Source organism: Aurantiacibacter gangjinensis (assembly GCF_001886695.1).
Taxonomy (GTDB): domain Bacteria; phylum Pseudomonadota; class Alphaproteobacteria; order Sphingomonadales; family Sphingomonadaceae; genus Alteraurantiacibacter; species Alteraurantiacibacter gangjinensis.
Window position 1 is genome coordinate 1375537 of sequence record NZ_CP018097.1, and the last position, 24264, is coordinate 1399800.

Consider the following 24264-nt stretch of genomic DNA (forward strand, 5'->3'; position numbering starts at 1 on the left):
CCGCAGCACTAGATGGCTTCCCACCATGCAGGCAAGCTCCCTGAACCTTTTCCGGTATCTGGCCACGCTGTTCGCCATGCTCTGCCTGGCTGCGGCCACGCCTTCCGCGGCGCAGGTGGCGCAGCAGGACAATTATATCGATGCGAGCCTGATTGCCGACAGCCGCCCGGTGCAAGGCGAAACGATGTGGCTGGCGCTGCGCTTTTCTCCGCGTGACGGCTGGCACGGATACTGGTCGAACCCCGGCGAGGCGGGGCTGGGCATGGAGCTGGACTGGGACGTTCCGCCGCATTGGAGCGTGGGCGAACCGCAATATCCTGTGCCGCATGTGCTGACCTTTTTCGGCATCGCCAACCACGCCTACAAGGACGATTACGCCGTCCTGATCCCGGTCGAAGTGGGTCGAGCGGACGTTCCGCCGACACTCTTGCCAGCGACCGTAAGTGCGCGCTGGCTGGCCTGTTCGGACGAGTTGTGCGTGCCGGAGCAGGCGAGGCTGGAGGTGCGCTATCCGACAGCTGGTGAAGCTTTGCGCGCGCAGTTCGACGAGTATCGCGCCGCCATTCCGCCGATGATCGATCAAGAAGGCGACTTCGCGTTGTCCGATACTGCGCTGCGCGTGGCTATTCCGCTGCCGCAAGCCACCGAGCTGCCGCAGCCGCACCTCTTCCTCGGAACGCTGGACACGGTCGATTACAGCGCGCCGCAGCGTTTCTATCGCGATGGCGACATGCTGGTGGTAGAGATCGACCGGGGCGGATTGCGCCCGACGCCGGATGCCATTTCCGGCATCCTCGCCTTCGACGACGAGGGCAACGGTGTGCGTTTCACTGCATTGCCGGGAGACGTTCCGACCGGCGGCGCGCGGATCGGCAACCCTGCGCTCGACACGCCGCTAGTCCTGTTGCTTGGCGGCGCGCTGCTGGGCGGGTTGATCCTGAACCTCATGCCCTGCGTTTTCCCGATCCTCAGCCTGAAAGCGCTGACGCTTGCGCGGGCGGGTGGGGACGGGCGGCAGGCCCGGTGCGAGGGTCTGGCTTACACCGCTGGTGTCGTCATCGCCTGCCTCGCGCTGGGCGGGCTTTTGCTGGCACTGCGAGCGGGCGGGGAGCAGGTGGGCTGGGCGTTCCAGCTGCAACAGCCGCTGGTGGTGGCAGGACTGCTGGCGCTCGCCATGTGGATCACCGCGAACCTTGCAGGGCTGTACGAGATACCCTCGCTGCCGATCCGCTCGCGTGGGGAGGGCGGCGCGTTTGCCACCGGCCTGCTGGCCGCGGTAGTCGCGACGCCGTGCACCGGACCGTTCATGGCGGCGGCGCTGGGTGCGGCGCTGTTGCTGGACTGGTGGCTGGCGCTGCTGCTGTTCGCCACGCTAGGGCTTGGCCTTGCCCTGCCGTTCCTGCTGCTCGGCTTCGTTCCCGCATTACGGCGACTGCTACCAAAGCCGGGGCCGTGGATGGAGACATTCCGCAAGGTGATGGCCGTGCCCATGGGGCTCACGGCTCTGGCGCTTGTCTGGCTGCTATCGCAGTTGGGCGGAACGCCATTCGCCGTTGCGACGGTATTCCTCGCTGGTTTTACGGCGCTGTTTTTCGGCGGTTTGCTGATGCGCCACAAGCTAGCCATGCTACAGGGCGTGGTGCTGGCACTTGTGACCATACCATTCGCTCTTTATAACTACGAACCGCCGAAAGCTGACGATGCGGCGGAAACCTCGATTCATTCTTTTTCGTCTTTCGACGAGACGAGACTGCAACGCATCAGAACGCACGGAACCCCGATATTCGTGTGGTTCACGGCGGATTGGTGTCTGACGTGCAAGGTGAACGAACGCGTTGCCATAGAGCGCGAAGTTGTCCTCAGGGCGTTTAGGGAAAAAGGCGTCGCAACCATGCGCGGGGATTGGACGCGCCGCGATCCGGAAATCTCCCGCTTCCTGGCAGAGCGCGAGATGGCAGGCGTGCCGCTTTATCTATGGTATGCAGCAGACGGGTCCATGGAGCAGCTCCCGCAAATCCTTACGTCGGACATGCTGGTCAATCGTGCTATGGCGCAGCCCGATCCACCTGACATTACTCATGCTTCGCCGCCAGACTGACCTCTGTCGCTTCGCTTTCCGCCAGTTCGGGCGGCGTGCCGCCCGCACGGCACCATTCCACGAATTCGCCGGGCAGCCTGTCGCCCGCAATCTCCAGCGTTCCGCGCCCCGGCAGCGTGGCAATCAGGTCGCGCGTGCCGCCGAACACGTCGAGCCGTGCATCGCTGGCCAGAAGGCGCGCTTCCCATTGCCAGCGATCCTCCGCGAATGTCGCATCGGCGAGGAAGCGGGCATTGATGCCGTTGCCGATGATCGGAAACAGCGCTTCCTGCCCCGGCAACGCGGTCGCATGGCGGATGATGCGCAATTCCGGCTCGGCTGTATCGAGCTGGCAATCGAGTGTCAGGAACGGTTCCGCTTCGCCGTTGCCGAAGCTGATCGCCTGCCCGTCTTCCTCCACGGTCCATCCCGCCTCGCTCGTGTCGGGAGAGTCCTCGGCCATCGCTTCGCGCTCGGCGCTTTCGTCCAGCGACACGCGCTGCGTTTCGGCGACCGGCGCCTCTGCCGCCTGCCCGCAAGCGGCCAGTAGAGGCAGGAGAAGAAGGGGGGCGCGGCGCATGATCCGCACCTGCAACGCCGTGCCGCATCGCTCAAGGCGCGGGGCGCGTTTGTCCGCAATCCTCTCCCATACCCATGTCATGGCGCGGCGGCTGTTTCCGGGCGATCACATTCGCCTGGAATGGGGGAACTGCCATGACAACCAACGCCACTTACACCGCCCGCCGATCGCCTGTCCGTATGCTGGCGATCATCGCATTTCTCATTGCTTTCGGCCTCGTTGTGGCGCTGGTCGACCTGTCCTTCCTGCTGTCCGATCCCGACCAGCTTTCCGGTCGCTCGGCCCGCCGCGCCCGCACCGGTGCGATGCTGGTCGAGGTGCTGCCTTACATGGGCTGGTTCGCCGTGGCCGCCGGCCTGGTTGCCATCCCGCTTTCGGTGCGGAAAAGCACCGAAGTGGAAATCACGCCGGAAGGCATCAGCTGTCCGCCCGCGCTGAAGGAAACGCTGCCATGGAACCGGGTAGAGCGCCTCGCCATCCGCAAGATGATGACCTACCGCGTGCTTGCCGTTTTCATCAGCGATGCAGGCAGCTTTCCGATCAAGCCGCTGGCGCGAAAGGTGGCGCAGATGAACAAGACATCGGGAGATTACGGCGACATCAATATCGAATTGAACCGCTCGGATGGCAATTTCGACGCAATGCTGGCGGTGCTCGAACAATATCGCGAGGTGGAACCGGTGCGCTAGGCCTCGCGGGTCTGTGCGTCAGAACTTGTCGCAGGGAATTGTCTGGTCGAGGATGAAGATTTCGCCATCACGATCGACCACCGCGACCCGCGTCAGTTCCCAGTAGATGTCGTCATAAAGCTCGACCGCGATCACCTCATCGATCGTACCGGCATCAGGGATGAAATCCTGCGTGCGTTCTTCAAATCGGCCTATCAGGGTGCTGCCGGAGAAAAAGCGGCCATCGCTGGTGCCGACGACCATGGAAAGTCCATCGAGCGTACAGTAGCGGGCATTCTCGACGAAATCGACGAAGGTGCCGCTCTCATCCGCCGGCCAGACGAAGGTGGGGGAAGCAAAATTGCCCGGTGTCGAGGGGACCGAGGTGACCGGTCCATCGCGCTCGCCATCGCGCAAGGGCCACTCGAAGTTGTTGCCGGAGGGACGTTCGTTGATCTCGTCCTGCAACAGACCGCGATCGATGATGCGGATGCCGTCATCGGTCATGTATCCCAGCCGCGGATCGCGCAGCCCGTTGCCCACGCGGTTGAAGGTCAGGCCCGTATTGGCGCTGCCGCTGATGCGAAACAGGCCGCCAAACGGTGTCGCGATATCCTGCGCCGTCGCCGGGGTTCCATTGTCGCCAAGCGCCAGCATCATCTGGCCGCCTTCGGCAAACAGGCTTGCCGAGACGCTGCTTGCATCGGCGAAGGTCACCGACCAGCGCACGGTTCCTGGCATCCCGCTGGCAATCTGCGCTCGAAGATATTCGGTCAGCCGGACTTCCGCGCCGTGCCGGGAAAGGACAAGCGCGTTAAGCTGTCCGGAAAGATCGGTTATCGAACCGACCGACAGGATTTGGCTGTCTATCGCCCCACCGAAGCCGGGTATCCGTCCGAGTTCGGCGCTGGTATCGCGGACATCGATTGCCTCTTCCCAGAACGATCCGTCCGTGCCCACCACCCAGATACGATTGCGGTCGACTGTTGAGGCAGCGGCGACAGTGCCCAGCCCGCTCCTGATCCGTCGCAATTCGAACCCTTCGCGGCTGTTAACGACCGTGATGCGCAAGGCGCGCTGCGCGGTAGCCTCGCCATCGCTCACCTCGATGACGACTTCGAAGATATTATTGCCATCGGCATCGAGCGGGAGCTCGAAATCGAGATTGCCACGCGTCAGGAGCGTGTTCCTGAAAAATTCGAATGCGTCGGCATCGGCACCGCCCACGATGGAAAACGTCAGCGCGTCGCCGTCCGCATCCGTCGCGGAAATTTCCAGACCGAAGGCATTGCCTTCTTCCAGATCGAGATTGGCTGGCGAGGTGATTTGCGGGGCCCGGTTGAGCTCGGGTGGAGGCGGGTCCGGAGGATCTTCCCCACCACATCCTGTAACAATCGTGCAAGCAGCCACGCAGGCTGCGGCGATAGACAATCTGGACATCGAAGCGCCCTCGCACTGACCCCGCCATGCCGAGCGACTCGGCATGGTCCCGCGTGCCAGCCTGTCGGAAAATAGCGTCGCGTCAAGGGTTTGGCGACGAGCGGAGCGCGCTCCCTACTTCCCGAATTTCCGCTGCGTTCGGCCGTATCGCAGCTTGCGCGTGCCGGGGCGGCCTTCATTGCTGCGGCCCACGACCGGCGCTTTCTTGGCCTCGTCCGGCAGGCCCAGCTCGTCCTTCTCCAGGCGGCGGATTTCGTCGCGCAGGCGGCCGGCTTCCTCGAATTCGAGGTCTGCGGCAGCGGCGCGCATGCGTTTTTCGAGGTCTTCGATATATGCGCGCAGATTGTGGCCGACGAGATTGTTCACCTCGTTATCACCGGTGCCCACGGTCACGCCATCGGCGGCAGCCGAATGGGCGACTATATCGGCAATGTCGCGCTTGATCGTGGTGGGGGTGATGCCGTGCTTTTCGTTGAACGCGCGCTGCTTCTCGCGGCGGCGTTCGGTTTCCGCCATGGCGCGTTCCATGCTGCCGGTGACCCGGTCGGCATAGAGGATAACGCGCCCATCCACGTTGCGCGCCGCGCGCCCGATTGTCTGGATGAGCGATGTCTCTGAGCGCAGGAAGCCTTCCTTGTCGGCATCGAGAATGGCGACGAGCCCGCATTCGGGAATGTCGAGCCCTTCGCGCAGCAGGTTGATGCCGATCAGCACGTCATAGACGCCCAGGCGCAGGTCGCGGATCAGCTCGATACGCTCCAGCGTCTCGACATCGGAATGCATGTAGCGCACGCGCACGCCCTGTTCGTGCATGAATTCGGTAAGGTCCTCGGCCATGCGCTTGGTGAGCGTCGTCACCAGCGTGCGATAGCCATTGGCCGCAGTGGCCTTGGCCTCTGCAATGCAATCCTGCACCTGGTCTTCCACCGGCTTGATCTCGACCGGCGGATCGATGAGGCCGGTGGGGCGGATGACTTGCTCTGCGAACACGCCGCCCGTCTGCTCCATCTCCCAGCCGCCAGGCGTGGCGGAGACGGCAAAGGTTTGCGGGCGCATGGCGTCCCATTCGTTGAAGCGAAGGGGGCGGTTGTCGATACAGCTGGGCAGGCGGAAGCCGTATTCCGCCAGCGTCAGCTTGCGCCGATGGTCGCCGCGCGCCATCGCGCCGATCTGCGGGATGGTCTGGTGGCTCTCATCGACGAACAGCAGGGCATTTTCGGGCAGGTATTCGAACAGGGTGGGCGGCGGTTCGCCGGGCAGGCGGCCTGTGAGGAAGCGCGAGTAGTTCTCGATACCATTGCAGCTGCCGGTGGCGGCAATCATCTCGAGGTCGAAATTGGTGCGCTGCTCCAGCCGCTGCGCTTCGAGCAGGCGGCCTTCCTCGTGCAGTTCCTTCAGCCGCTCTTCCAGCTCGAACTTGATGGCTTCGGCCGCCTGTTTCATCGTCGGGCCGGGGGTGACGTAGTGCGAATTGGCATAGACGCGCACCTTGTCGAGCGCCTGCCCCTTCTTGCCGGTCAGCGGGTCGAACTCGGCAATCTCCTCAATCTCGTCGCCGAAAAAGCTGATGCGCCATGCGGTGTCTTCGAGGTGACTGGGAAACAGCTCCAGATTGTCGCCGCGCACGCGGAAATTGCCCCGGGCAAAGGCTGTGTCGTTTCGCTTGTACTGCAGCGCGACAAGCTTGCGGATCAGCTCGCGCTGGTCGACCGTCTCGCCTTTCTTGATATCGAAGATCATGGCCGAATAGGTTTCGACCGAACCGATGCCGTAGAGGCAGGACACCGACGCCACGATCAGCACATCGTCGCGTTCCAGCAGGGCGCGCGTGGCGGAGTGGCGCATCCGGTCGATGGCCTCGTTTACGCTCGACTCCTTCTCGATATAGGTGTCGGAGCGCGGCACATAGGCTTCGGGCTGGTAGTAGTCGTAGTAGCTGACGAAATATTCGACGGCGTTCTCGGGGAAGAAGCTCTTGAACTCGCCATATAGCTGCGCGGCGAGGATCTTGTTCGGCGCCAGCACCAAGGCAGGGCGCTGCAACTGTTCCACCACCTTGGCCATGGTGAAGGTCTTGCCGCTGCCGGTAACGCCCAGCAGCACCTGCGTTTTCTCGCCGCCCTCGGCCTCGCGCACCAGCTCTTCGATGGCAGTCGGCTGGTCGCCCGCCGGTTCGTAATCGGAAACCAGCTTGAACGGCCTGCCGCCTTGCGACTTTTCCGGGCGCGCGGGTTTGTGCGGGGTGAACTCGCCGGTCGTATCCGGCTCTTCCAGCCCGCGCCTGATTACCAATTCTGCCATGCCCGGCATATGGGAGGGGATTGGCCCTTGCTCAAGCTCCAACAAACCGCCAGCATCCCGGCCACGTTGAACGGAAGGGGATTTTCCGCATGAATACCAGGCTTGCATTCGTCGCCATCTCTACCCTCGCTCTGGCCGCATGCGGCGATAGCGGCGTGGTGGAAGACCCCAGCGATCCCGAACAGATCGCCGCGGCGACGGCCAACCTGCCCACCCCGCAGGCCGGTGAGTATCGCATCACCGGAGATCTCGTCGATCTGCAGGTGGAAGGCGTGAGCGATCAGGAAGCGCAGATGATGCGCACCATGTTCGAAGGCATGTTCGCGCAAGAGCGCACGCAGTGCCTGTCGCAGGACGATATCGATGAAGGGCACCAACAGCTGCTGGAAGGCCTGACCAATACGGGCGAGGGCTGCGAATACACCGCCTATGCGGTCAGCGGCAACACGATCGACGCCACCATGCAGTGCAACGACACCAACGGCACATCGGGCACGATGGAGTTCGACGGTACGGTGACGGAAACCTCGCAGAACATCACGCTGGCGATGGATATGACCGCCGAAGGCCAGGGCTTCGACATGACGCTGAACATGACGCAGGAGCGCGTGGGCGACTGTTGAGCCTGATGGCAAGCGCCTCGCTCTGGCCCGAAATGGGACGGGGCCGAGGCGCTTCTCCCCTCCCGATTGGCAGGACAAAGGCCCGCTGGTATCCGCTGGTGGCATAACACTGGCGGGTATTGCCGCCTGCCATTGATACGGGGAAATTCGATGCGCCTGATCCACAGCCTTTCGCTTGCAGCGGCCTTTGCGCTGGCAGCCTGCGGCAACAATGCCGACGAGGAACTGACCGACGAGGCGCTGTCCGCCGAGGAAGTGGGCGCGGCGATGAACGACAACGGCACCATGTTGCAGCCGGGCGAATATACGACCAGCATGGAGCTGGTATCGTTCGAGATGCCGACTGCTTCGAGCATCGACATGGAAGCCTTGCAGGCAGCTTTCGAAGAAGGCGCCGCCAATCAGGCGAGCTTCTGCGCGACCGAGGCGATGGACCGGGAAAGCCTGATCTCCGCCATGACCGACAATAGCTGCGACATCACCCGCATCACGGCAGAGGGTAACGACCTCGACCTCGCCATGACGTGCGACGCCGAAGACGGGCCCCAAGGGCGCATTACGCTGGCGGGCACGATGGAAGAGACCAGCGCCGATCTGGAAATGCAGTTCTCCCAGCCCATCGAAGGTATCGGCGATGCCGATGTCACCGCGCGCATTTCGGCACGACGCACTGGAGATTGTTCATAAGCACCGCTAAAGCTGGCGCTTATGAACAAAGACATTCTAGCAGGCGGCATTGCTGCCTTACTCGCCATCACGCCCGCTGCTGCCGCATGGCAGGACGCTGATCCCGATGACGTCCGTGCTGCGGAAGAGCGGATCGCCGGGGCTGTGGGCGAGATGGAAACCGACGAGAGCGATGTAGCTGCGAACGAGCGCAGCGGCTCGGTGGCTGACGGAGAGCTGTCTTCCAACGAACCATATCCCTGGCCGGACTTCATGAACGTGACGCCGATACCCGGCCGCTACAAAATGAAGATCTCTCTGGTCGATGTCGATTTGTCCGACAATTCTCTCGCTGCTGCGCTGACCACGCCGGAAATGCTGGCTGAAAATTTTGCTGAAACCGAAACATATTGTGTCGCTCCCGGCTCGCAGCGCAGCGAAAGATGGCTCGGTGATTTGAGCGACGACGATTGCAGCGCCCTTGAGACGACGGTTGACGGAAACAGCTTCACCCATGTCCTGCAATGCACGGAAGACGACGGAACCGAAATCACACTTGCGATAGATGGTGATGTGTACGACGACCGCGCCCGTATGGATGTGCAGGTTGATATGAACCCGGACGATACGGGGCCGGTTTCCCTCAAGATGCGGATCGCGTCCAACCGAACCGGCGATTGCGACTGATGCGCTAAGCGAGGCTTCGGAAACATAGCTTCGCCGGCTCGTTCACCTGCGCACAAGGCGGTTTTGTTACAATCGCCAGGATTGAACGATCGACAGCATGGATAGCCAGCCAACTTCACGCACGCCCGTCGATGGCGCTGATGCTGCGAGCGGCAGCGGGCTGGGTGCGCAAATTTCCCGTCGGTTGGAGCTGTTGCAAGGCGAGGAGCCTCCCGAAGCGCACAAGCCGCCCCTGCGGCTGTTCCCGGCAGAAGTCCTGAACTTTCTCGAACCCATCAAGCGCAAGTTCCGCGCGCCGCTGGATATCGCGCCTGCGGACGCCCCGAAGGTCGTGATCCTGCTGCCCGGCTTCGCCACCCACCCCTGGCGCATGCGCTATATGGCGGAGCAGTTGGAGCGCGCCGGCCACAAGGTCAAAAAATGGGGCTATGGCTATAATTTCGGGCCGACGCCGGAGAATTTCGACATTGTGGCAAAGCGCGTTTGCGATGTGAAAGCGCGCTACGGCAAGGAGGTAGTGCTGATCGGCTGGAGCCTCGGCGGCATTTTTGCGCGCGAGGTCGCCAAGCGACATCCCGACTGCGTGGAAAAGGTGGTGACCATGGGCACGCCTTTCAGCCACACGCCCTATTCCAACAATCTGTGGCGCATCTATCAGGCGATCACCGGCCACCGGGTGGACAATCCGCCCGTCGAGGCGAACCTGCCGGAAAAACCGCCGGTGGAAACGGTGGCTTTCTGGAGCCCGCGCGACGGTGCTATTTCGCGCCGCAGCGCCTGCGGCCTGCCGGGAGAGCGCGACCGCGCAGTAGCCTTGCGCTGCACGCATATGGGCTTTTGCAACTCGCCCGAGGTCATTCTGGCGCTTGATGCGGAACTCAAGCGCTGATCAACGCTTGTTAATTCGACGGGCCGCATCCGCTTTGCAGCGGCGTGGCATCAGCTGAACCCATCCAGCGCATCAGGGGACTTGCGTGACCGCTTCCGAGCAGGCCAACTTCAATGAGATGTATGCCCCCGATGGTTCGGTGCGCGATGCCTATCGCGGCTATAATGAATGGTTCGGCCAGCAGAACGCCTCTTGGCTGAAGCGCAAGGATTTTGAGGCGGAGGGCTTTTTCCGCCGCACCGGTATCACTTTCAACGTCTATGGGGAGGACGATGCCGAGGAGCGGCTGATCCCCTTCGACATGGTGCCGCGCATCATTACCGGGGCAGAATGGCGACGTCTCTCGAAAGGCATTGAGCAGCGCGTGCGGGCGCTCAATGCCTTTATGCACGATCTCTATCACCGGCAGGAAATCATCCGTTCCGGCCGCCTGCCAGAACGCCTGTTTCGCAACAATACCGCATGGCTGCCGCAAATGGTCGGCTTCACCCCGCCGGGCGGCGTCTACACACATATCACCGGCATTGATCTGGTGCGTACCGGGCCTGACGATTTCCTGGTGCTGGAAGATAATGCCCGCACGCCCAGCGGCGTCTCCTACATGCTGGAGAACCGCGAAACGATGATGGCCATGTTCCCCGAGCTGTTCAGCAAGGTGAAGGTGCGCGAGGTTTCGGACTATCCGCGGCGCTTGGCGAAAAGCCTTGCTGCCTGCGCACCGCCGGGGGCCGGAGCCAATCCCAATATCGCCGTGCTGACGCCGGGCATCTACAATTCCGCTTATTACGAGCATGCCTTCCTCGCCGACCAGATGGGCGCAGAGCTGGTGGAAGGCAGCGACCTTCGCGTAGTCGATGGCAAGGTACAGATGCGCACCACCACGGGCTTCACCCAAGTGGATGTGCTGTATCGCCGCGTCGATGATGAATATCTCGACCCGCTGACGTTCAACCCGTCCAGCATGCTGGGCGTGCCCGGCATCATGGACGTGTACCGGGCAGGCGGCATCACCATCGCCAATGCGCCCGGCACCGGCGTGGCAGACGACAAGGCGATCTATTCCTTCATGCCGGAGATCGTGCAATTCTATACCGGTGAGCGGCCCCTGCTGCCCAATGTCGATACGTGGCGCTGTTCCGATCCGGATAGTTTGAAATATGTGCTCGACAATCTTGCCGAACTCGTCGTGAAGGAGGTGCACGGATCGGGCGGCTACGGCATGCTGATCGGCCCCACTTCGTCGAAGAAGGAAATCGAGACCTTCCGCGCCAAGCTGAAGGACGATCCCGACAATTATATCGCCCAGCCTACCCTGTCGCTCTCCTCCTGCCCAATCTACACCAAGCAGGGCCTCGCGCCGCGCCATGTGGACCTTCGCCCCTTTGTGCTGTGCTCGCCGCAAGGCGTCGATATCACGCCCGGCGGCCTCACCCGCGTGGCGCTGAAAAAAGGCTCGCTCGTCGTCAATTCCAGTCAGGGTGGCGGCACCAAGGATAGCTGGGTGCTGGACGATTAGATGAGTGGAGCTTTCGCCATGTTGGGCCGCGTCGCTCACGGCATCTTCTGGATGTATCGCTATCTGGAGCGTGCGGAGAATACCGCCCGCCTGCTTGCAGCGGGGCAGCGCATGGCGCTTACGCGCGGGCAGGATCTGGCCGATGCCGAATGGAAATCGGTTCTGACGACGCTCGGCCTGCGGCAGGCCTATGAAGCGCAATATGACGATTACGAAGGCGCGCATGTGTGCGACTTCGTGCTGCGATCGAAGGACAATCCCGAAAGCGTCTTTTCCATGGCAGAACGCGCGCGCACCAATGCGCGGGCCTGCCGATCCGCCATCACGGCAGAGGTTTGGGAAGCGGTGAATGAAGGGTGGATGACCATGCGCGACATGCTGGCAAGCCCTGTCAGCGATGGCAGCTTGGGCGTGGTGCTGGCCGCCGTCCGCCGCGAAAGCACGCTGGCGCGCGGGGCGACGCATGGCTCCATGCTGCGCAACGAGACCTACAGCTTCGCGCGGCTCGGCACCTTCCTCGAACGGGCGGACAACACCGCGCGTATCCTCGATGTGAAGTATTACCTGCTGCTGCCGTCGCTATCCTATGTCGGCACGCCGCTGGATACCGGGCAGTGGGACAATGTGCTGCGCTCGCTGTCGGCAGAGCGCGCCTATCGCTGGCTCAATTCCGGCCGGATGGATGCCCGCTCCATCGCCGATTTCCTAATCCTGGATGACCGTTTTCCGCGCAGCCTCGTCTTCTGCTATTCCGCGATGCGCGAACAGATGGGCGAGCTGGCGCAGATCCACGGTTTCGAAGGCAGCGCGCATGAATGCATGCGGGAGCTGGACATGCGGCTGACGGGCAAAAGCGTGGACGATATTTTCGACCAGGGCCTGCACCAGTTCATCCAGGAATTTCTCAGCGGCAACCAGCAACTGGCCAGCGCCATTGCCGACGATTATCGTTTTCTGGGCTGATGGGAGAATAGACCATGCGCCTCTCGATCCGCCACACCACCCGCTATCGCTTTGCAGAACCGGTTGCCCACGGCATCCAGCGCTTGCGCCTGACGCCCAAGGAAACGCAGGGCCAGCGCATTCTCGACTGGACCATGGAATTCGAAGGCGCGCATGAGCAGCTTTCTTATGACGACCAGAACTTCAATCACGTGTCGCTCGTAGCCGTCGATCCCGGCACGCAGCAGGTGGTCGTGAGCTGCGCGGGCCATGTCGATACAGAAGATAACGCCGGCGTGATCGGCCAGCATGCCGGGCACTTGCCGCTCTGGGCCTTTCTCGGCCGCACGCCGCTGACCAAGCCCGGCCCGGCCATCCGCTCCATCATCGCCGATGTTGAGCGCAGCGAGGGCGGCATGGTGCAAACCCTGCACAATCTCTCGGCCGCTATCCGCGATCGCGTCACCTATGGCACCGGCGTAACTGTTGTAACGACGACCGGCGAAGAAGCGGCAGCGGAAGGGCAGGGGGTCTGCCAGGACCACGCGCATATCTTTATTGCCGCTGCCCGGATGCTGGAAATTCCGGCACGCTATGTCTCAGGCTATCTGATGATGAACGACCGCATCGATCAGGAAGCGACCCACGCCTGGGCGGAGGCATGGGTGCAGGGGTTGGGCTGGGTCGGTTTCGACATCTCCAACGGCATCAGCCCCGATCCGCGCTATGTGCGCGTGGCAACAGGGCGCGATTACACCGATGCAGCTCCGATAACCGGCATCAGTTTCGGGGCCGTGACCGAAGACTTGACCGTCGATGTCGCCGTAGAACAGCAAATGGAAGAACAGCAGCAACAATGACCTATTGTGTCGGCCTCATGCTCGAAAAAGGCCTTGTCCTGATGAGCGATACGCGCACCAATTCCGGTGTCGATAACATCTCCGTGTTCCGCAAGATGTTCACGTGGAGCGTACCGGGCGAACGGATCATCACGCTGGTGACGGCGGGCAATCTTGCTACGACGCAGGCCGTGATCAGCCGGCTGGAAGAACGCACCAAGGCACCGTCGGAACGCAGCAATTCGCTGATGGAATTGCCTACGATGTTCCAGGTGGCCAGCGAAACGGGCAAGCTTCTGCGCGAGACTATCCGCGAAACGCAAGAGAGCAACGGCGTGCGCGGCAAGGGGCGTTTCACCGCATCCATCATCCTCGCAGGCCAGATCCGCGGCATGGAACCGCGCCTCTTCATGGTCTATCCCGAAGGCAATTTCATCGAAGCGAGCTACGACACGCCCTTCTTCCAGATCGGCGAGACGAAGTATGGCCGCCCCATCCTGATCCGCGGCTACGACCGCGACATGAGCTTCGAGGACGCGGTGAAATTGCTGATGGTCAGCTTCGATTCCACGCTCAAGGCGAACCTTTCGGTCGGCCTGCCGCTAGACCTGATGGTGATCGACCGTGACGGTTTCGCCCCTGCGCATGAACGCCGCATCGAAGCGACAGACCCCTATTTCAGTGCGATCAGCGATGGCTGGGGGCGGGAATTGCGCAGCGCGTTCCACTCGCTGCCCAGCTACACTTTCGAATCCGAAGACGCCGCCGAATAGATTTCTGGGTCAAGGAACGGGGTTAACAGCTCCATTTCGGAGATAAATCCGCCCGTCCTTAATACGGCGTGGCGAGGCACCCTAGTAGCCTTACTTATAGGTGCAAATCCGTGGTAATACGGAATGTTTCTGATCGTGTTTCCTGCGCAAGATCAGTGCCATGGAACAGCGTATCTCGATCCACATCGTCGGCGGCAACAGCCGCTCCCGGGCAGAGCAATCCCGCCTAATCCTTTCCATGGGCCACCATGCGGAAGTGTATTCGGACCTTGTCGAGCTGATGGACCGCCCACCGCGCTCCGGCGTCATCATCGCATCGAACGATGTGCTGGATGACGGGATCGAGGATCTGCTGGAAGAGCTGGCCGATGCGGGCATCTGGGTGCCGCTGGTGGCCGCCAAGGTCGAACCAACAGTCGAGGAAGTGGTCGAAGCGATCCAGGCGGGCGCGCTCGATTACCTGCAATTGCCGCTGAGTGAAGACGAGTTGCGGCGCATGATTGCCCACGTCCACACCGATGCCGGTCGCCACGCCGAGGCACGCCGCCGGCTGATCGATGCGCGCAAACGCATCGGCGCATTATCGAAGCGCGAGCGCGAAGTGCTCGACTGGCTGAGCGAGGGCTGCTCCAACAAGGCCATCGCCCGCAATCTGGAAATCAGCCCGCGCACGGTGGAAATCCACCGCGCCAACATGATGGACAAGCTGGGCGCAGGCCACGCGGCAGAGGCCGTGCGGCTGCGGCTGGAAGCCGGTTATGAGGAGGCGACCCGCGAAGGCCGGGTAAAAAAGCCTGAAGCGTCCGGCGCGGACGCCATGCTGATCCAGGAGTTGATAATCCCTAAGCTCGCCGGTTAACGGCGAAGGGACGACGGCCTTGGCTCAGCGGCAATAGGATGTGCCGTCGATCACGCCTTCGAGGTGAAAGTGATCCTCGTGCGCGGCATTGTATTCCGGCCCCAGCACGGTTCCGAAGCGGCGGCAGGCGCTGCGTTGCACCGTCCGCAGGAACTGGCGTTCCCGCGCGTTGCCGTTCCAGCCATCGGTCACCGTGATGCGCGTGCCGTCCTCCAGCACGAAGCCTGCGACATCGATGGCATTGGCGCTGGCATGGCCCGATCGGCGATTGCTGCCTGCCACATTGCGGCAGGCATAGCTGCCCATCGTCTCGATACTGGCGACGCCCTGTCCGAAGATCTGCTGCGCTGCGCGGTCCACGCCGAAACGCGCCCACGCCGCGAACGCCGCGCTGACGGGGCAGGTAACCGGCCCCAGATTGGCAACGCCCAGCATACCATTGTCACTGCTGAGCGCATGCATCTGCACGGTACCCAGCGTGCTGCAGCCGCTGCCGAAATCCTGATTGGCCACTGCATCGAAAGTCACGCCCGCTTGGTCCAGCTGCGCCATGCATTGCCCACCGGCAGTCGCAAGAGCAGGGCGGGGCGCTGGTAAGCGCTGCGCTGTCGGGCGAGCCACCGGGCGGGAGGTGGCGCGCGCCGGAATATCGGCGCTTGCACTGGCGGAATAGCGCGGGCCGGAAGCCTGCGGCACCAGCTGGCAGCCTGTCAGCGCCAGCGAAAAGAGCGGCGCACCCAGCGAGATCAGGAGCATACGGTTCATGGTTACTCCCCATGCCCCACATGTGGTTAACCCCTGCCGCAAGGTCATGGTTAACACGCGCGAAAGAGATTTGGAACCGGCACGGCGCTGGCCCGTCAATCCGGTAACGAAAGAAACCGCAATTTCCTTTGACTTGTGCGCTGCACAATTTACTTCCGCCGACGGGCCACGCGGTCCCAACGCCGCGCGTGCTCTCTGCAAGGAGAGAATACATGACTGACCAACCGGCGCTGAAGCCTCAGCGTCCTTTCTTCTCGTCCGGACCCACGGCCAAGCCGCCGGGGTGGGATGCTTCCAAACTACAGACCGAAAGCCTCGGGCGATCGCATCGGAGCAAGCTTGGCAAGGCGCGGCTGAAACACGCCATCGACCTGACGCGCGAATTGCTGGGCGTGCCGGACGATTACCTCGTCGGCATCATGCCCGGCTCCGATACGGGCGCGCTGGAATGCGCGATGTGGACCATGCTGGGCGCAGGCCCTGCCACGGTCGCCGCGTGGGAGAGCTTCGGCAATGTGTGGATACAGGATGCGGTCAAGCAGCTGAAGCTGGCCGACCTCACCACGCTGACCGCCGATTACGGCGAAATCCCCGACCTGTCGCAGATCCCGCAGGATCATGATGTGGTGTTTACCTGGAACGGCACGACCTCGGGCGCACGCATCGCCGATACGGATTGGCTGGCTCCGGACCGCAAGGGCATCACCATCAACGATGCGACCAGCGCCGTCTTCGCGCAGGAGATGGATTGGCCCAAGCTCGATGCCACCACCTTCAGCTGGCAGAAGATCATGGGGTCCGAAGCGCAGCACGGCATGCTGATCCTCAGCCCCAAGGCCGTGGCGCGGATCGAAAGCTACGATCCCGCATGGCCGCTGCCCAAGCTGTTCCGCCTGAAAAAGGGCGACAAGCTGAACCGCGCCATCTTCGAAGGGGCGACGATCAACACGCCTTCGATGCTGGCAGTCGAAGATTACATCTGGTCGTTGGAGTGGGCGAAGTCGATCGGCGGCCTGTCCGCCATGATCGCGCGAGCCGATACCAATGCCGCAATCGTCAAAAACTGGATCGAGGCGACGCCCTGGCTGCGCAACATGGCTTCGGACCCGGCGCAGCAGACCAATACCGGCGTGTGCATGCTGTTCCAGGGCGATTGGTATGAAAGCCTGTCCGACGAGGGCAAGGCAAATGTGCCCAAGACAATCGCCGCCAAGCTGGAAGAGCTGCACGTCGGCTACGACTTCAACGGCTATCGCGACGCCCCGCCATCTTTGCGCATCTGGTGCGGTGGATCGGTGGAAGCCGAAGACATCCGCCGCCTGCTGCCGTGGATCGAGTGGGCCTTTGCCGAGCTCCAGGCGGGCAATCTGTAATCCGTTTCCGTTCGTTCTGAGCCTGTCGAAGGACGAAACTGCACCGCCTCGCCAATTCGTGCTTCGACATGCTCAGCACGAACGGGGTGGGCCAACCAAGGTATTTCATCATGACCAAACCCAAAGTTCTCATCTCCGACAAGATGGACCCCAACGCCGCGCGCATTTTCGAGGAGCGCGGCTGCGAGGTCGATGTCATCACCGGCGAGACGCCCGAAGAACTAAAAGCCCGCATCGGCGAATATGATGGCCTTGCCATCCGCTCCTCCACAAAGGTGACGAAGGATATCCTCGACGCAGCGGACAATCTGAAAGTCATCGGCCGTGCCGGCATCGGCGTCGACAATGTCGATATCCCCGCCGCCAGTGCCAAGGGCGTGGTGGTGATGAATACGCCTTTCGGCAATTCCATCACCACGGCGGAGCACGCCATTTCCATGCTGCTGGCGCTCGCCCGCCAGATCCCGGAGGCCAATGCCCGCACCAAGGCTGGCGAATGGCCGAAGAAGGATTTCATGGGCGTGGAAGTCACCGGCAAGACGCTGGGCCTCATCGGCGCGGGCAATATCGGCGCGATCGTCGCCAGCCGCGCGCGGGGGCTGAAGATGAAAGTGATGGCTTACGATCCGTTTCTCACGCCCGAACGCGCATTGGAAATGGGCGTGGAGAAGGTGGACCTCGGCACGCTGCTGGAGCGGGCCGATTTCATCACCCTGCACACACCGCTGACTGATGAGACGCGCAACATCCTCAGCCGCGAGCGGATCGAGGCGGCCAAGCCCGGCGTGCGCATCGTCAATTGCGCGCGCGGCGGGCTGATCGACGAGGCGGCGCTGAAGGATGCGCTGGAAAGCGGCCATGTCGCAGGTGCGGCGCTGGACGTGTTCCTCGAAGAACCCGCGAAAGAGAACCCGCTATTCGACGCGCCCAACTTTATCTGCACGCCGCATCTCGGCGCCTCGACGACCGAAGCGCAGGTCAATGTCGCGCTGCAGGTGGCCGAGCAGATGGCTGATTACCTCGTCGATGGCGGCGTGACCAATGCGCTCAACGTGCCCAGCCTCAGCGCAGAGGAGGCACCGCGCCTCAAGCCGTATATCACGCTTGGTGAAAAGCTGGGTTCGCTGGTAGGGCAGCTGGAGGGGCCGGACGTGCAATCGCTTTCGGTGGAAGTCGAAGGCGCGGCGGCGGAGCTGAACCTCAAGCCCATCGTCGCCGCCGTGCTGGCAGGCATGATGCGCAGCTGGTCGGACACCATCAACATGGTCAATGCGCCGATCCTCGCCAAGGAACGCGGCCTGAAAGTCAGCGAAACGCGCACGGCGAAGGAGGGCGATTATCACACGCTGCTGCGCGTCGTCGCCAACACGCCCGATCGCCGCCGCGAAGTGGCAGGCAGTCTGTTCGGCAATAACCAGGCGCGGCTGGTGGAGATTGCAGGCACGCGCATCGAGACAGAGCTCGAGGGACACATGCTCTATATCGTCAATGAAGATGCGCCGGGCTTCATCGGAAGGCTCGGCCTGACGCTGGGCGATGCGGGCGTGAATATCGGCAACTTCCACTTGGGTCGCCGCCTGCCGGACAAGCACAAGGGCGGCGATGCCGTGCTGATGCTGACGCTGGATCAGCAGCCCTCGGACGCGGTGCAGGATGCGGTTTGCGCTCTTGAAGGCGTGCGGAAGGTGCGGTCGCTATCGTTTTGAGGATTGCAAAAATAGCCCACCGCTCGTCCTGAGCTTGTCGAAGGGCTGCTTTTTCTTATAGCGCAGCGCGCGAAGTGAAATACGACCCTTCGACAGGCTCAGGGTGAGCGGAATGTTGGGTCGAGAGAGATAGATGACAGACCCGACTCAAGACCTGCTGCCCGAGGGGCTGGAAGACCGCCTTGTGCAGTCCGCCGCCGCTGCCACGCGTATCGAGCGCGCCATGCTGGAGGCGATGCGCGGCCATGGCTATGATCGTGTACGCCCGCCACTGATCGAATTCGAACGGTCCATGGCCGGGCGGATGGACGGCGTTTCCACGCGCGAGATGTTCCGCTTCGTCGATCCGGTATCGCTGCGGACGCTGGCGCTCCGGTCCGACATCACGCCGCAGCTGGGCCGGATCGCTTCGACCGGCCTTGCCGACGCAGCGCGCCCGCTGCGCCTGTGCTATGCAGGGCAAGTGGCGCGCATCACCGGCAGCAAGCTGGAACCACGGCGCGAGGAATTGCAGGTGGGTGCCGAACTGATTGGTGCGGACAGCGTCGCCGCCGCCAGCGAGGTGGTGGAACTCGCCATCGCCGCGCTGGAAGCGGCAGGCGCGACCGGCATTTCGGTCGATTTCACCTTGCCGGATCTCGTCGATACGCTGGCCGACGGTCCGCTGCCGCTGGACGATGCGCAGCGCGAGAATGTGCGGCGCGAGCTCGATACAAAGGATGCAGGCGGGCTGGTCGAGGCGGGCGGACGCGATTACCTCCCGCTGATCCATGCCACCGGCGCATTCGAGGACGCCGCCACGAAACTGGAAGCGCTCGACACCTCCGGCGTGCTGGAAACCCGTATCGCCGGGCTTCGCGACATTGCCGCGCGCATCGGTGACAAGGCGCGCATTACGCTCGATCCCAGCGAGCGGCACGGCTTCGAATATCAGAGTTGGTTCGGTTTCACGCTCTATGCCGAGAATGTGCGCGGCGCGATGGGGCGCGGCGGCACCTATTGCATCGCCGGGACCGATGAAGCGGCAACGGGTTTCTCGCTTTACCCTGAAAACCTGATTGAGGCGGTGAAAGGGCACGAAGACACCGGCAAGCGCCTGTTCCTCCCATTGGGGCACGACCGCGATGCCGCCGCCGAGGCGCGCAGCGAAGGCTGGCGCACCGTCGCCGCGCTGACCGATGCCGACGATGCGGCAGGCATGGGATGCAGCCACCGGCTTGATGGCGGCGCTATCCGCTCCGCCTAGAGCATCAAGCCAATAACCAGGGCGATGGCCGCCGAAATCGGCAGGGTCAGGACCCAGCTTCCCAGAACGCTCGCGACCACCTGTTTGTCGAGCGTTCCAGCGCCCGCGCCTGTCCCGATAATCGAGCCTACGGAAACATGCGTCGTCGATACCGGCAGACCGATCCGGCTGGCGCCCAGCACCAATGCGGCCGTGACCAGATTGGCGGTGATCCCCTGTACGTGATCGAGGCGATTGATCTTGTAGCTCATCGTCTCGGCCACACGGCGCGATAGCAGCCAGCCGCCAATCCCCATCGCCACGGTCACGCCGAGCGCCGCCTGCGCCCCGTCGAGCAATTGCGTGCCGATCAGCAGTGCAGCAAGTTTCGGCGCATCGTTCACACCGCGGGCGAAGCAAATACTGCTGGCAGAAAGCAGGTGCATTCCGCGGGCTAGTGGCGTTTCCGCAGGTATATCGCCCGGATGGCGGCGCTTGAAGAACCGAAAGAGTGCGTAAAACGACACACCGAGCCCGGCAGACATGAACGGGCTCACCAATAAAGGCGTGACGAAGCCGCTGCCGAGATTGGCAAGGTCGATGCTCTCCTCACTCAGCGCGACGCCCGCCCCCACCAGCCCGCCGACCAGCGCATGGGTGGTCGAGATCGGGAAGCCAAGGCGCGTAGCGAGGATGACGGTTGCCGCCGCGCCGGTCGCCACGGCGAGTGCGAAGCGCGGCTGGCTTGCCAGGTCGTCGCCTACCAAACCCTTTCCGGAGAACTGCGAGGCAAGACCTTCGGCAAGCACGACCGAAGCCAGCCCGCCAAGGACAGTAGCAACAGTCGCCAGGATCAGCGCACGGCGATAGGGCAGGGCATCGGCACCCCAGATCGTGGCGAAGCCCTTGAAATTATCATTGGCGCCGTTGCTGAACGCAAGGAACAGCGCGGCGAAGCCGAGCAGCAGAACGATGGTGATCGGAACAGACTCCCCCTGATGGTCGGGAGTTCATTCGTCTCCGGTAAGCAGCGGGTTACACTGCGTTTTTCATGAAGCCGAGGTCGGGGCTCGCGAACCGGCCGATATTGGGCGCGATGCTGGGCATTTCGCTGCCAGACACGCCGAACCATTTGGCCAGCGTTGCCGAATATTCGTCCACCGATACGGTCGGCAGCAGGCGGCCGCGGCCGACCTGGTCATTGCCTTCGACGCTGATTTCCGGCGCCCTGCCGTAGAAGCGCCCGCCATTGACCGCGCCGCCCATCACGAAGTGATGGCTGCCCCAGCCATGGTCGGACCCGTCGCCATTGCTGGCGAGCGTGCGGCCGAAATCGGATGCGGTGAAGGTCGTCACCTGCTCGGAAACGCCCATTTCCACGGTCGCGCGGTAGAAGGCGTCCATCGCGCTATCCACCTTACCTAGCAGCGCTTCATGCGATCCGATCAGGCCGTCATGGTGGTCGAACCCGCCCATGCCGACGAGGAAGACCTGCCGCTTCACCCCCAGCGATCCGCGCGCGGCGATCAACCGGGCGACGAGGTTCAGCTGGGATGCAAGCGAGTTGCCGCTGCCGAAGTCGGTCGAGAGATTGGCCGTCGCGAGCGCATCGTTGACAAAGCCCGCATAGGTGACGGAGCGCGCTGTGGTGGTGGCATAGTCGGCCTGCAACACATGGCCGTGATGCGTCGTCGTCAGCTGGCGCACCGTGTCGCCCAGGTCGCTGGCGCCGTATACGCGGTTGGTCAGCGATTTCATCGTCACCGCGCCGCTGCCCGCCAGCTGGTAGGGCACGGCGTTTTCACCCGAAAGGAAGACGGCGTTGCCCGATGCGTTGATCGCGGTGAACATCGCATTGGTGTTTCCGCTCTGCGCCAGATCGCCCATGCGACCGCCCCAGCCCGTGGTCGATCCTTCGGGCTGCGAGCTCTGCCATGTGCTCTGCTGGTCGTTGTGGCTGAACAGCTTGGGCGGACGCGGATAGCTTGCATTGCTGTTGCTGTCATATTGCGCCTTGGTCAGCGGCACGATCAGCGGGCCGACATTCAGCAGCGGAGCCATGCGGCCCTGGCCAAAGCGCTGTGCCATTTTCGGCATGGTCGGCGCGAGGGCCAGCGTCATGTCGTCGGTCAGCGTCTGGCCGCCCGCAGGGTTCAGCACGGTGCCCGCAAGGCTGGCGCGGGGCAGGGCGATGCCGCCGCCCCCCGGCGTGCCGCGAATGGCCTGGTAACGCCCGTAATTGGTCGCATCGTATGGGATCACCGTGTTGGCATGGTCGTTACCGCCATACAGGAATACGCAGACCAGCGCCTTGTATCCGCCCGCAGAGCTGAAGGCGGCAGCTTCGCCCATGCCTGCCAGGCCAAGGGCATAGCTGGATGCGGCGCCCGCCACGGCCAGCTGGCTGGTGCGGCGCATGAAGGCGCGGCGGGAAAGTTCGTGGCTTTTTCCGATGAACATCGTCGCGGCTCCTATCGCTGAACCGTGTAGTCGTTGGAGATCATCACCAGGAACACGCCTGTGTGAATGCGGCGCAGCTTTACATCGTCGGCATCGCCTTGCGCTGCGGGCCGTGCCTCCAGCGCCGAAAGGATGGCGCTGCGCGTATCGTCGGCCAGCTGCATGCCGGTCAGCAGCAAGTCGAGCCGGTCGAGCAGGGCCTGCGCATCGTGCGCGATGGCCAGTTCCTGCGTGTAGGCAGCTTTCACGTCGCGGGCGAAATAGCCGCGACCTTCCACCATCCGCTCCATGAAATTGACGTATCCGGCAACGCTCGTTTCGTTGACGATCTGCATTTCGGGAGCGACCAGGCCGCGCGCCGAGGTTTCCGTCTTCTGCGGCACATAGCCCGGGCGGAAGAAGTTGAAGACCGAGGGTGAACGCAGCGGGGATTGGCCCAGCCGGTCTACGGCATTGGACATATCGCCCAATTCCCAATTGCCACCGGCAGAGGCCGCGCCGAAGGTCCGCCCCCATTGCGCGAGGCGCACGATGGGTTCGCGGATCTTGCCGAAGGTCGGGTCGTTCAGCGTGGTTTCGGAGCGTGCTTCCTCGTCCATCCAGATTGCCCGGAACACTGCGCCCAGATCACCGCGCGTGCCGCTGCCATTGTTCTCGAACACGGCAGCCACGCGGTCCACATAGGCGGGGCTGGGATTGCTGGTGACGAGGCGCTGGATCATCTGCTTGCTGAAGAACGGCGCGACGTTGGGGTGGTTGAACAGCGTATCGTGCGTGATGCGCAGCGTTTCGACAGGGCCGGTGCCTGCGGGAATCGTGACGCCGAGGAATTTCTTCTCCTCGCCGGAGTGGAAGTCGCGGCCTTTGTTGTAGCGCCAGCGCGAAGAATCCGCCGTCATCGAGGCATAGGCATATTCGGCATCTTCCACCTGCCGCGTGCCGCCCACTTCGGTGGTGAAACCGATATCCTTGAAATCGAAATCGTAGCCGGTGAAGGCCTTGGCGATACCCGTCACATCGTTATTGGTGTAGGTCTCGATGGGCTTGCCATCGCTGCCCGTCTTTACCGTGCCGTCACGATTGAGCTCCACCAGCCCGATGGAAAAGAGCTGCATGATCTCGCGGCCATAATTCTCGTCCGGCACGCGGCCCTTGTCATCCGCCTTGCGATTGCCGCGCGTGTTGAGGAACACGCCCATTGCGGGGTTCAGGCTGATATCCTCGATCAGGTCGCGGAAATTGCCGAAAGCGTGCTCGTTCAGCGTGTCCCAATAGGCGGTGATCGCGCTCGATCGCCACGCCATGTTGATCGAGTTGAGCGAGACGACGAAGAATTCCGACATTGCCAGCGCCGCGCGTTTGCGCACGCCGCTGCCGCCCTGCATCAGCTGCGACCAGATCATGGCATCGCCCGGACTGGCGCTGTTGTACCAGCGTCTGGTGTCGACTTTCTCGAAGCCGCGCGCTTTCAGGAATTGCGCGCCGCTCTGGTCGTTGTCGCGCGCCATCTTGGCGTCGAGCCAGGCGAGATAGCCGTCTTCACGCAGCGTCTCGATATCGGCGGGCGACACGGAGAGCGAGGCATGCAGCGCAAAGCGTGCAGCCTGCGCATCGCTTTCCGGCTTCAGGACGACGGGCGGCGGGGGCGTGGGGGTCGGTGTCGGCCCGGGGCTGCCGATGGGCGGAGGCGCAGTGCCGCCATCGCCGCCGCCGCAGGCAGCGACACTGCCAGCAGCCAGCGCGATGGCACTGACACGGCCCAGCGCGTGCGCCGTGCCCGGTTTCGTGTCGCCGCTATCGTTGTCGACAGCAGTGTCGGGCGGCTGCAAGCCGCTAGTTTCGTCCAGCATGAGACCCCATGGCTCCCTCTACGAT

General features: G+C 62.9%; 21 protein-coding genes. 14 read left to right on the forward strand and 7 right to left on the reverse strand.

The annotated features are described in order from the left end of the window. Window positions 1-25: 25 nt before the first annotated feature. A complete protein-coding gene (locus BMF35_RS06655; RefSeq protein WP_047007413.1) occupies window positions 26-2098 on the forward strand; it encodes a protein-disulfide reductase DsbD family protein in 2073 nt (690 codons plus the stop codon). On the opposite strand, the gene BMF35_RS06660 is transcribed toward BMF35_RS06655, so the two are convergent. Further along, complete coding sequence (locus BMF35_RS06660; RefSeq protein ID WP_047007414.1) at window positions 2073-2738, reverse strand: hypothetical protein; 666 nt, start codon at window positions 2736-2738, stop codon at window positions 2073-2075. The genes BMF35_RS06655 and BMF35_RS06660 overlap by 26 nt on opposite strands. 53 nt (window positions 2739-2791) lie before the next feature. Here BMF35_RS06660 and BMF35_RS06665 point away from each other — a divergent pair, with 53 nt between their 5' ends. Continuing rightward, on the forward strand, window positions 2792-3346 hold the full coding sequence (locus BMF35_RS06665; protein WP_052766107.1) for a hypothetical protein: 555 nt from the start codon (window positions 2792-2794) through the stop codon (window positions 3344-3346). An 18-nt stretch (window positions 3347-3364) separates the two neighbouring features. On the opposite strand, the gene BMF35_RS06670 is transcribed toward BMF35_RS06665, so the two are convergent. Both BMF35_RS06670 and uvrB read right to left on the reverse strand, forming a co-directional pair. Further along, a complete protein-coding gene (locus tag BMF35_RS06670) occupies window positions 3365-4765 on the reverse strand; it encodes a hypothetical protein (RefSeq protein WP_156172173.1) in 1401 nt (466 codons plus the stop codon). A 114-nt stretch (window positions 4766-4879) separates the two neighbouring features. Beyond that, window positions 4880-7066, reverse strand: a complete 2187-nt coding sequence (gene uvrB, locus BMF35_RS06675) for an excinuclease ABC subunit UvrB (protein WP_047007707.1) — start codon at window positions 7064-7066, stop codon at window positions 4880-4882. Between the two features lie 89 nt (window positions 7067-7155). Between uvrB and BMF35_RS06680 the strand changes: the two genes are divergently transcribed. From BMF35_RS06680 to BMF35_RS06720, 9 genes are all read left to right on the forward strand, one after another. Beyond that, window positions 7156-7689 (forward strand): DUF3617 domain-containing protein, encoded by a 534-nt coding sequence (locus BMF35_RS06680; protein WP_047007417.1) that lies wholly within the window; start codon window positions 7156-7158, stop codon window positions 7687-7689. 150 nt (window positions 7690-7839) lie between these two features. Continuing rightward, on the forward strand, window positions 7840-8376 hold the full coding sequence (locus tag BMF35_RS06685; RefSeq protein WP_047007418.1) for a DUF3617 domain-containing protein: 537 nt from the start codon (window positions 7840-7842) through the stop codon (window positions 8374-8376). 21 nt (window positions 8377-8397) lie between these two features. Beyond that, complete coding sequence (locus tag BMF35_RS06690) at window positions 8398-9042, forward strand: DUF3617 domain-containing protein (RefSeq protein ID WP_047007419.1); 645 nt, start codon at window positions 8398-8400, stop codon at window positions 9040-9042. Between the two features lie 97 nt (window positions 9043-9139). Continuing rightward, window positions 9140-9931 carry an esterase/lipase family protein gene (locus BMF35_RS06695; RefSeq protein ID WP_047007420.1) on the forward strand — a complete coding sequence of 264 codons (792 nt, stop codon included), beginning with the start codon at window positions 9140-9142 and terminating at the stop codon, window positions 9929-9931. 118 nt (window positions 9932-10049) lie between these two features. Further along, the gene (locus tag BMF35_RS06700; RefSeq protein WP_173426199.1) at window positions 10050-11447 is read left to right on the forward strand and encodes a circularly permuted type 2 ATP-grasp protein; all 1398 of its coding nucleotides are present in this window, start codon (window positions 10050-10052) and stop codon (window positions 11445-11447) included. Between the two features lie 18 nt (window positions 11448-11465). Then, on the forward strand, window positions 11466-12410 hold the full coding sequence (locus BMF35_RS06705; protein ID WP_047007422.1) for an alpha-E domain-containing protein: 945 nt from the start codon (window positions 11466-11468) through the stop codon (window positions 12408-12410). Window positions 12411-12424: 14 nt separating this feature from the next. Further along, window positions 12425-13249, forward strand: a complete 825-nt coding sequence (locus tag BMF35_RS06710; protein ID WP_047007423.1) for a transglutaminase family protein — start codon at window positions 12425-12427, stop codon at window positions 13247-13249. Further along, entirely contained in the window at window positions 13246-14001 is a 756-nt protein-coding gene (locus BMF35_RS06715) for a proteasome-type protease (protein ID WP_047007424.1), read from the forward strand. The genes BMF35_RS06710 and BMF35_RS06715 overlap by 4 nt, the downstream gene beginning before the upstream one ends. A gap of 160 nt (window positions 14002-14161) precedes the next feature. Further along, window positions 14162-14860 carry a response regulator transcription factor gene (locus BMF35_RS06720; RefSeq protein WP_047007425.1) on the forward strand — a complete coding sequence of 233 codons (699 nt, stop codon included), beginning with the start codon at window positions 14162-14164 and terminating at the stop codon, window positions 14858-14860. Between the two features lie 24 nt (window positions 14861-14884). Here BMF35_RS06720 and BMF35_RS06725 read toward each other — a convergent pair whose 3' ends face one another. Further along, the gene (locus BMF35_RS06725; RefSeq protein ID WP_047007426.1) at window positions 14885-15625 is read right to left on the reverse strand and encodes an extensin-like domain-containing protein; all 741 of its coding nucleotides are present in this window, start codon (window positions 15623-15625) and stop codon (window positions 14885-14887) included. 212 nt (window positions 15626-15837) lie between these two features. Between BMF35_RS06725 and BMF35_RS06730 the strand changes: the two genes are divergently transcribed. The 3 genes from BMF35_RS06730 (at window position 15838) to BMF35_RS06740 (ending at window position 19950) form a co-directional block, all read left to right on the forward strand. Beyond that, the gene (locus BMF35_RS06730) at window positions 15838-16998 is read left to right on the forward strand and encodes a phosphoserine transaminase (RefSeq protein ID WP_047007427.1); all 1161 of its coding nucleotides are present in this window, start codon (window positions 15838-15840) and stop codon (window positions 16996-16998) included. A gap of 110 nt (window positions 16999-17108) precedes the next feature. Further along, the gene (serA, locus tag BMF35_RS06735; protein WP_047007708.1) at window positions 17109-18704 is read left to right on the forward strand and encodes a phosphoglycerate dehydrogenase; all 1596 of its coding nucleotides are present in this window, start codon (window positions 17109-17111) and stop codon (window positions 18702-18704) included. A 133-nt stretch (window positions 18705-18837) separates the two neighbouring features. Then, window positions 18838-19950 carry an ATP phosphoribosyltransferase regulatory subunit gene (locus BMF35_RS06740; protein WP_047007428.1) on the forward strand — a complete coding sequence of 371 codons (1113 nt, stop codon included), beginning with the start codon at window positions 18838-18840 and terminating at the stop codon, window positions 19948-19950. Here BMF35_RS06740 and BMF35_RS06745 read toward each other — a convergent pair. From BMF35_RS06745 to BMF35_RS06755, 3 genes are read right to left on the reverse strand one after another with little or no spacing between them, the layout of a single operon-like run. Beyond that, complete coding sequence (locus BMF35_RS06745; RefSeq protein ID WP_052766108.1) at window positions 19947-20909, reverse strand: inorganic phosphate transporter; 963 nt, start codon at window positions 20907-20909, stop codon at window positions 19947-19949. The two genes, BMF35_RS06740 and BMF35_RS06745, sit on opposite strands and share 4 nt — an antisense overlap. A 55-nt stretch (window positions 20910-20964) precedes the next feature. After that, window positions 20965-22389, reverse strand: a complete 1425-nt coding sequence (locus BMF35_RS06750) for a DUF1501 domain-containing protein (RefSeq protein ID WP_047007430.1) — start codon at window positions 22387-22389, stop codon at window positions 20965-20967. A gap of 11 nt (window positions 22390-22400) precedes the next feature. Then, window positions 22401-24239, reverse strand: a complete 1839-nt coding sequence (locus tag BMF35_RS06755; RefSeq protein ID WP_052766109.1) for a DUF1800 domain-containing protein — start codon at window positions 24237-24239, stop codon at window positions 22401-22403. Between the last annotated feature and the right edge of the window lie 25 nt (window positions 24240-24264).

What these genes read in the sequence shown, in the direction of transcription:
- BMF35_RS06665 (WP_052766107.1), top strand. Translation starts at nt 2,792, where the DNA reads ATGACAACCAACGCCACTTACACCGCCCGCCGATCGCCTGTCCGTATG.
- serA (WP_047007708.1), top strand. Translation starts at nt 17,109, where the DNA reads ATGACCAAACCCAAAGTTCTCATCTCCGACAAGATGGACCCCAACGCC.
- BMF35_RS06715 (WP_047007424.1), top strand. Translation starts at nt 13,246, where the DNA reads ATGACCTATTGTGTCGGCCTCATGCTCGAAAAAGGCCTTGTCCTGATG.
- BMF35_RS06720 (WP_047007425.1), top strand. Translation starts at nt 14,162, where the DNA reads ATGGAACAGCGTATCTCGATCCACATCGTCGGCGGCAACAGCCGCTCC.
- BMF35_RS06710 (WP_047007423.1), top strand. Translation starts at nt 12,425, where the DNA reads ATGCGCCTCTCGATCCGCCACACCACCCGCTATCGCTTTGCAGAACCG.
- BMF35_RS06655 (WP_047007413.1), top strand. Translation starts at nt 26, where the DNA reads ATGCAGGCAAGCTCCCTGAACCTTTTCCGGTATCTGGCCACGCTGTTC.
- BMF35_RS06700 (WP_173426199.1), top strand. Translation starts at nt 10,050, where the DNA reads ATGTATGCCCCCGATGGTTCGGTGCGCGATGCCTATCGCGGCTATAAT.
- BMF35_RS06670 (WP_156172173.1), bottom strand. Translation starts at nt 4,765, where the DNA reads ATGTCCAGATTGTCTATCGCCGCAGCCTGCGTGGCTGCTTGCACGATT.
- BMF35_RS06690 (WP_047007419.1), top strand. Translation starts at nt 8,398, where the DNA reads ATGAACAAAGACATTCTAGCAGGCGGCATTGCTGCCTTACTCGCCATC.
- uvrB (WP_047007707.1), bottom strand. Translation starts at nt 7,066, where the DNA reads ATGGCAGAATTGGTAATCAGGCGCGGGCTGGAAGAGCCGGATACGACC.
- BMF35_RS06725 (WP_047007426.1), bottom strand. Translation starts at nt 15,625, where the DNA reads ATGAACCGTATGCTCCTGATCTCGCTGGGTGCGCCGCTCTTTTCGCTG.
- BMF35_RS06685 (WP_047007418.1), top strand. Translation starts at nt 7,840, where the DNA reads ATGCGCCTGATCCACAGCCTTTCGCTTGCAGCGGCCTTTGCGCTGGCA.
- BMF35_RS06660 (WP_047007414.1), bottom strand. Translation starts at nt 2,738, where the DNA reads ATGACATGGGTATGGGAGAGGATTGCGGACAAACGCGCCCCGCGCCTT.
- BMF35_RS06705 (WP_047007422.1), top strand. Translation starts at nt 11,466, where the DNA reads ATGTTGGGCCGCGTCGCTCACGGCATCTTCTGGATGTATCGCTATCTG.
- BMF35_RS06740 (WP_047007428.1), top strand. Translation starts at nt 18,838, where the DNA reads ATGACAGACCCGACTCAAGACCTGCTGCCCGAGGGGCTGGAAGACCGC.
- BMF35_RS06730 (WP_047007427.1), top strand. Translation starts at nt 15,838, where the DNA reads ATGACTGACCAACCGGCGCTGAAGCCTCAGCGTCCTTTCTTCTCGTCC.
- BMF35_RS06750 (WP_047007430.1), bottom strand. Translation starts at nt 22,389, where the DNA reads ATGTTCATCGGAAAAAGCCACGAACTTTCCCGCCGCGCCTTCATGCGC.
- BMF35_RS06755 (WP_052766109.1), bottom strand. Translation starts at nt 24,239, where the DNA reads ATGCTGGACGAAACTAGCGGCTTGCAGCCGCCCGACACTGCTGTCGAC.
- BMF35_RS06680 (WP_047007417.1), top strand. Translation starts at nt 7,156, where the DNA reads ATGAATACCAGGCTTGCATTCGTCGCCATCTCTACCCTCGCTCTGGCC.
- BMF35_RS06695 (WP_047007420.1), top strand. Translation starts at nt 9,140, where the DNA reads ATGGATAGCCAGCCAACTTCACGCACGCCCGTCGATGGCGCTGATGCT.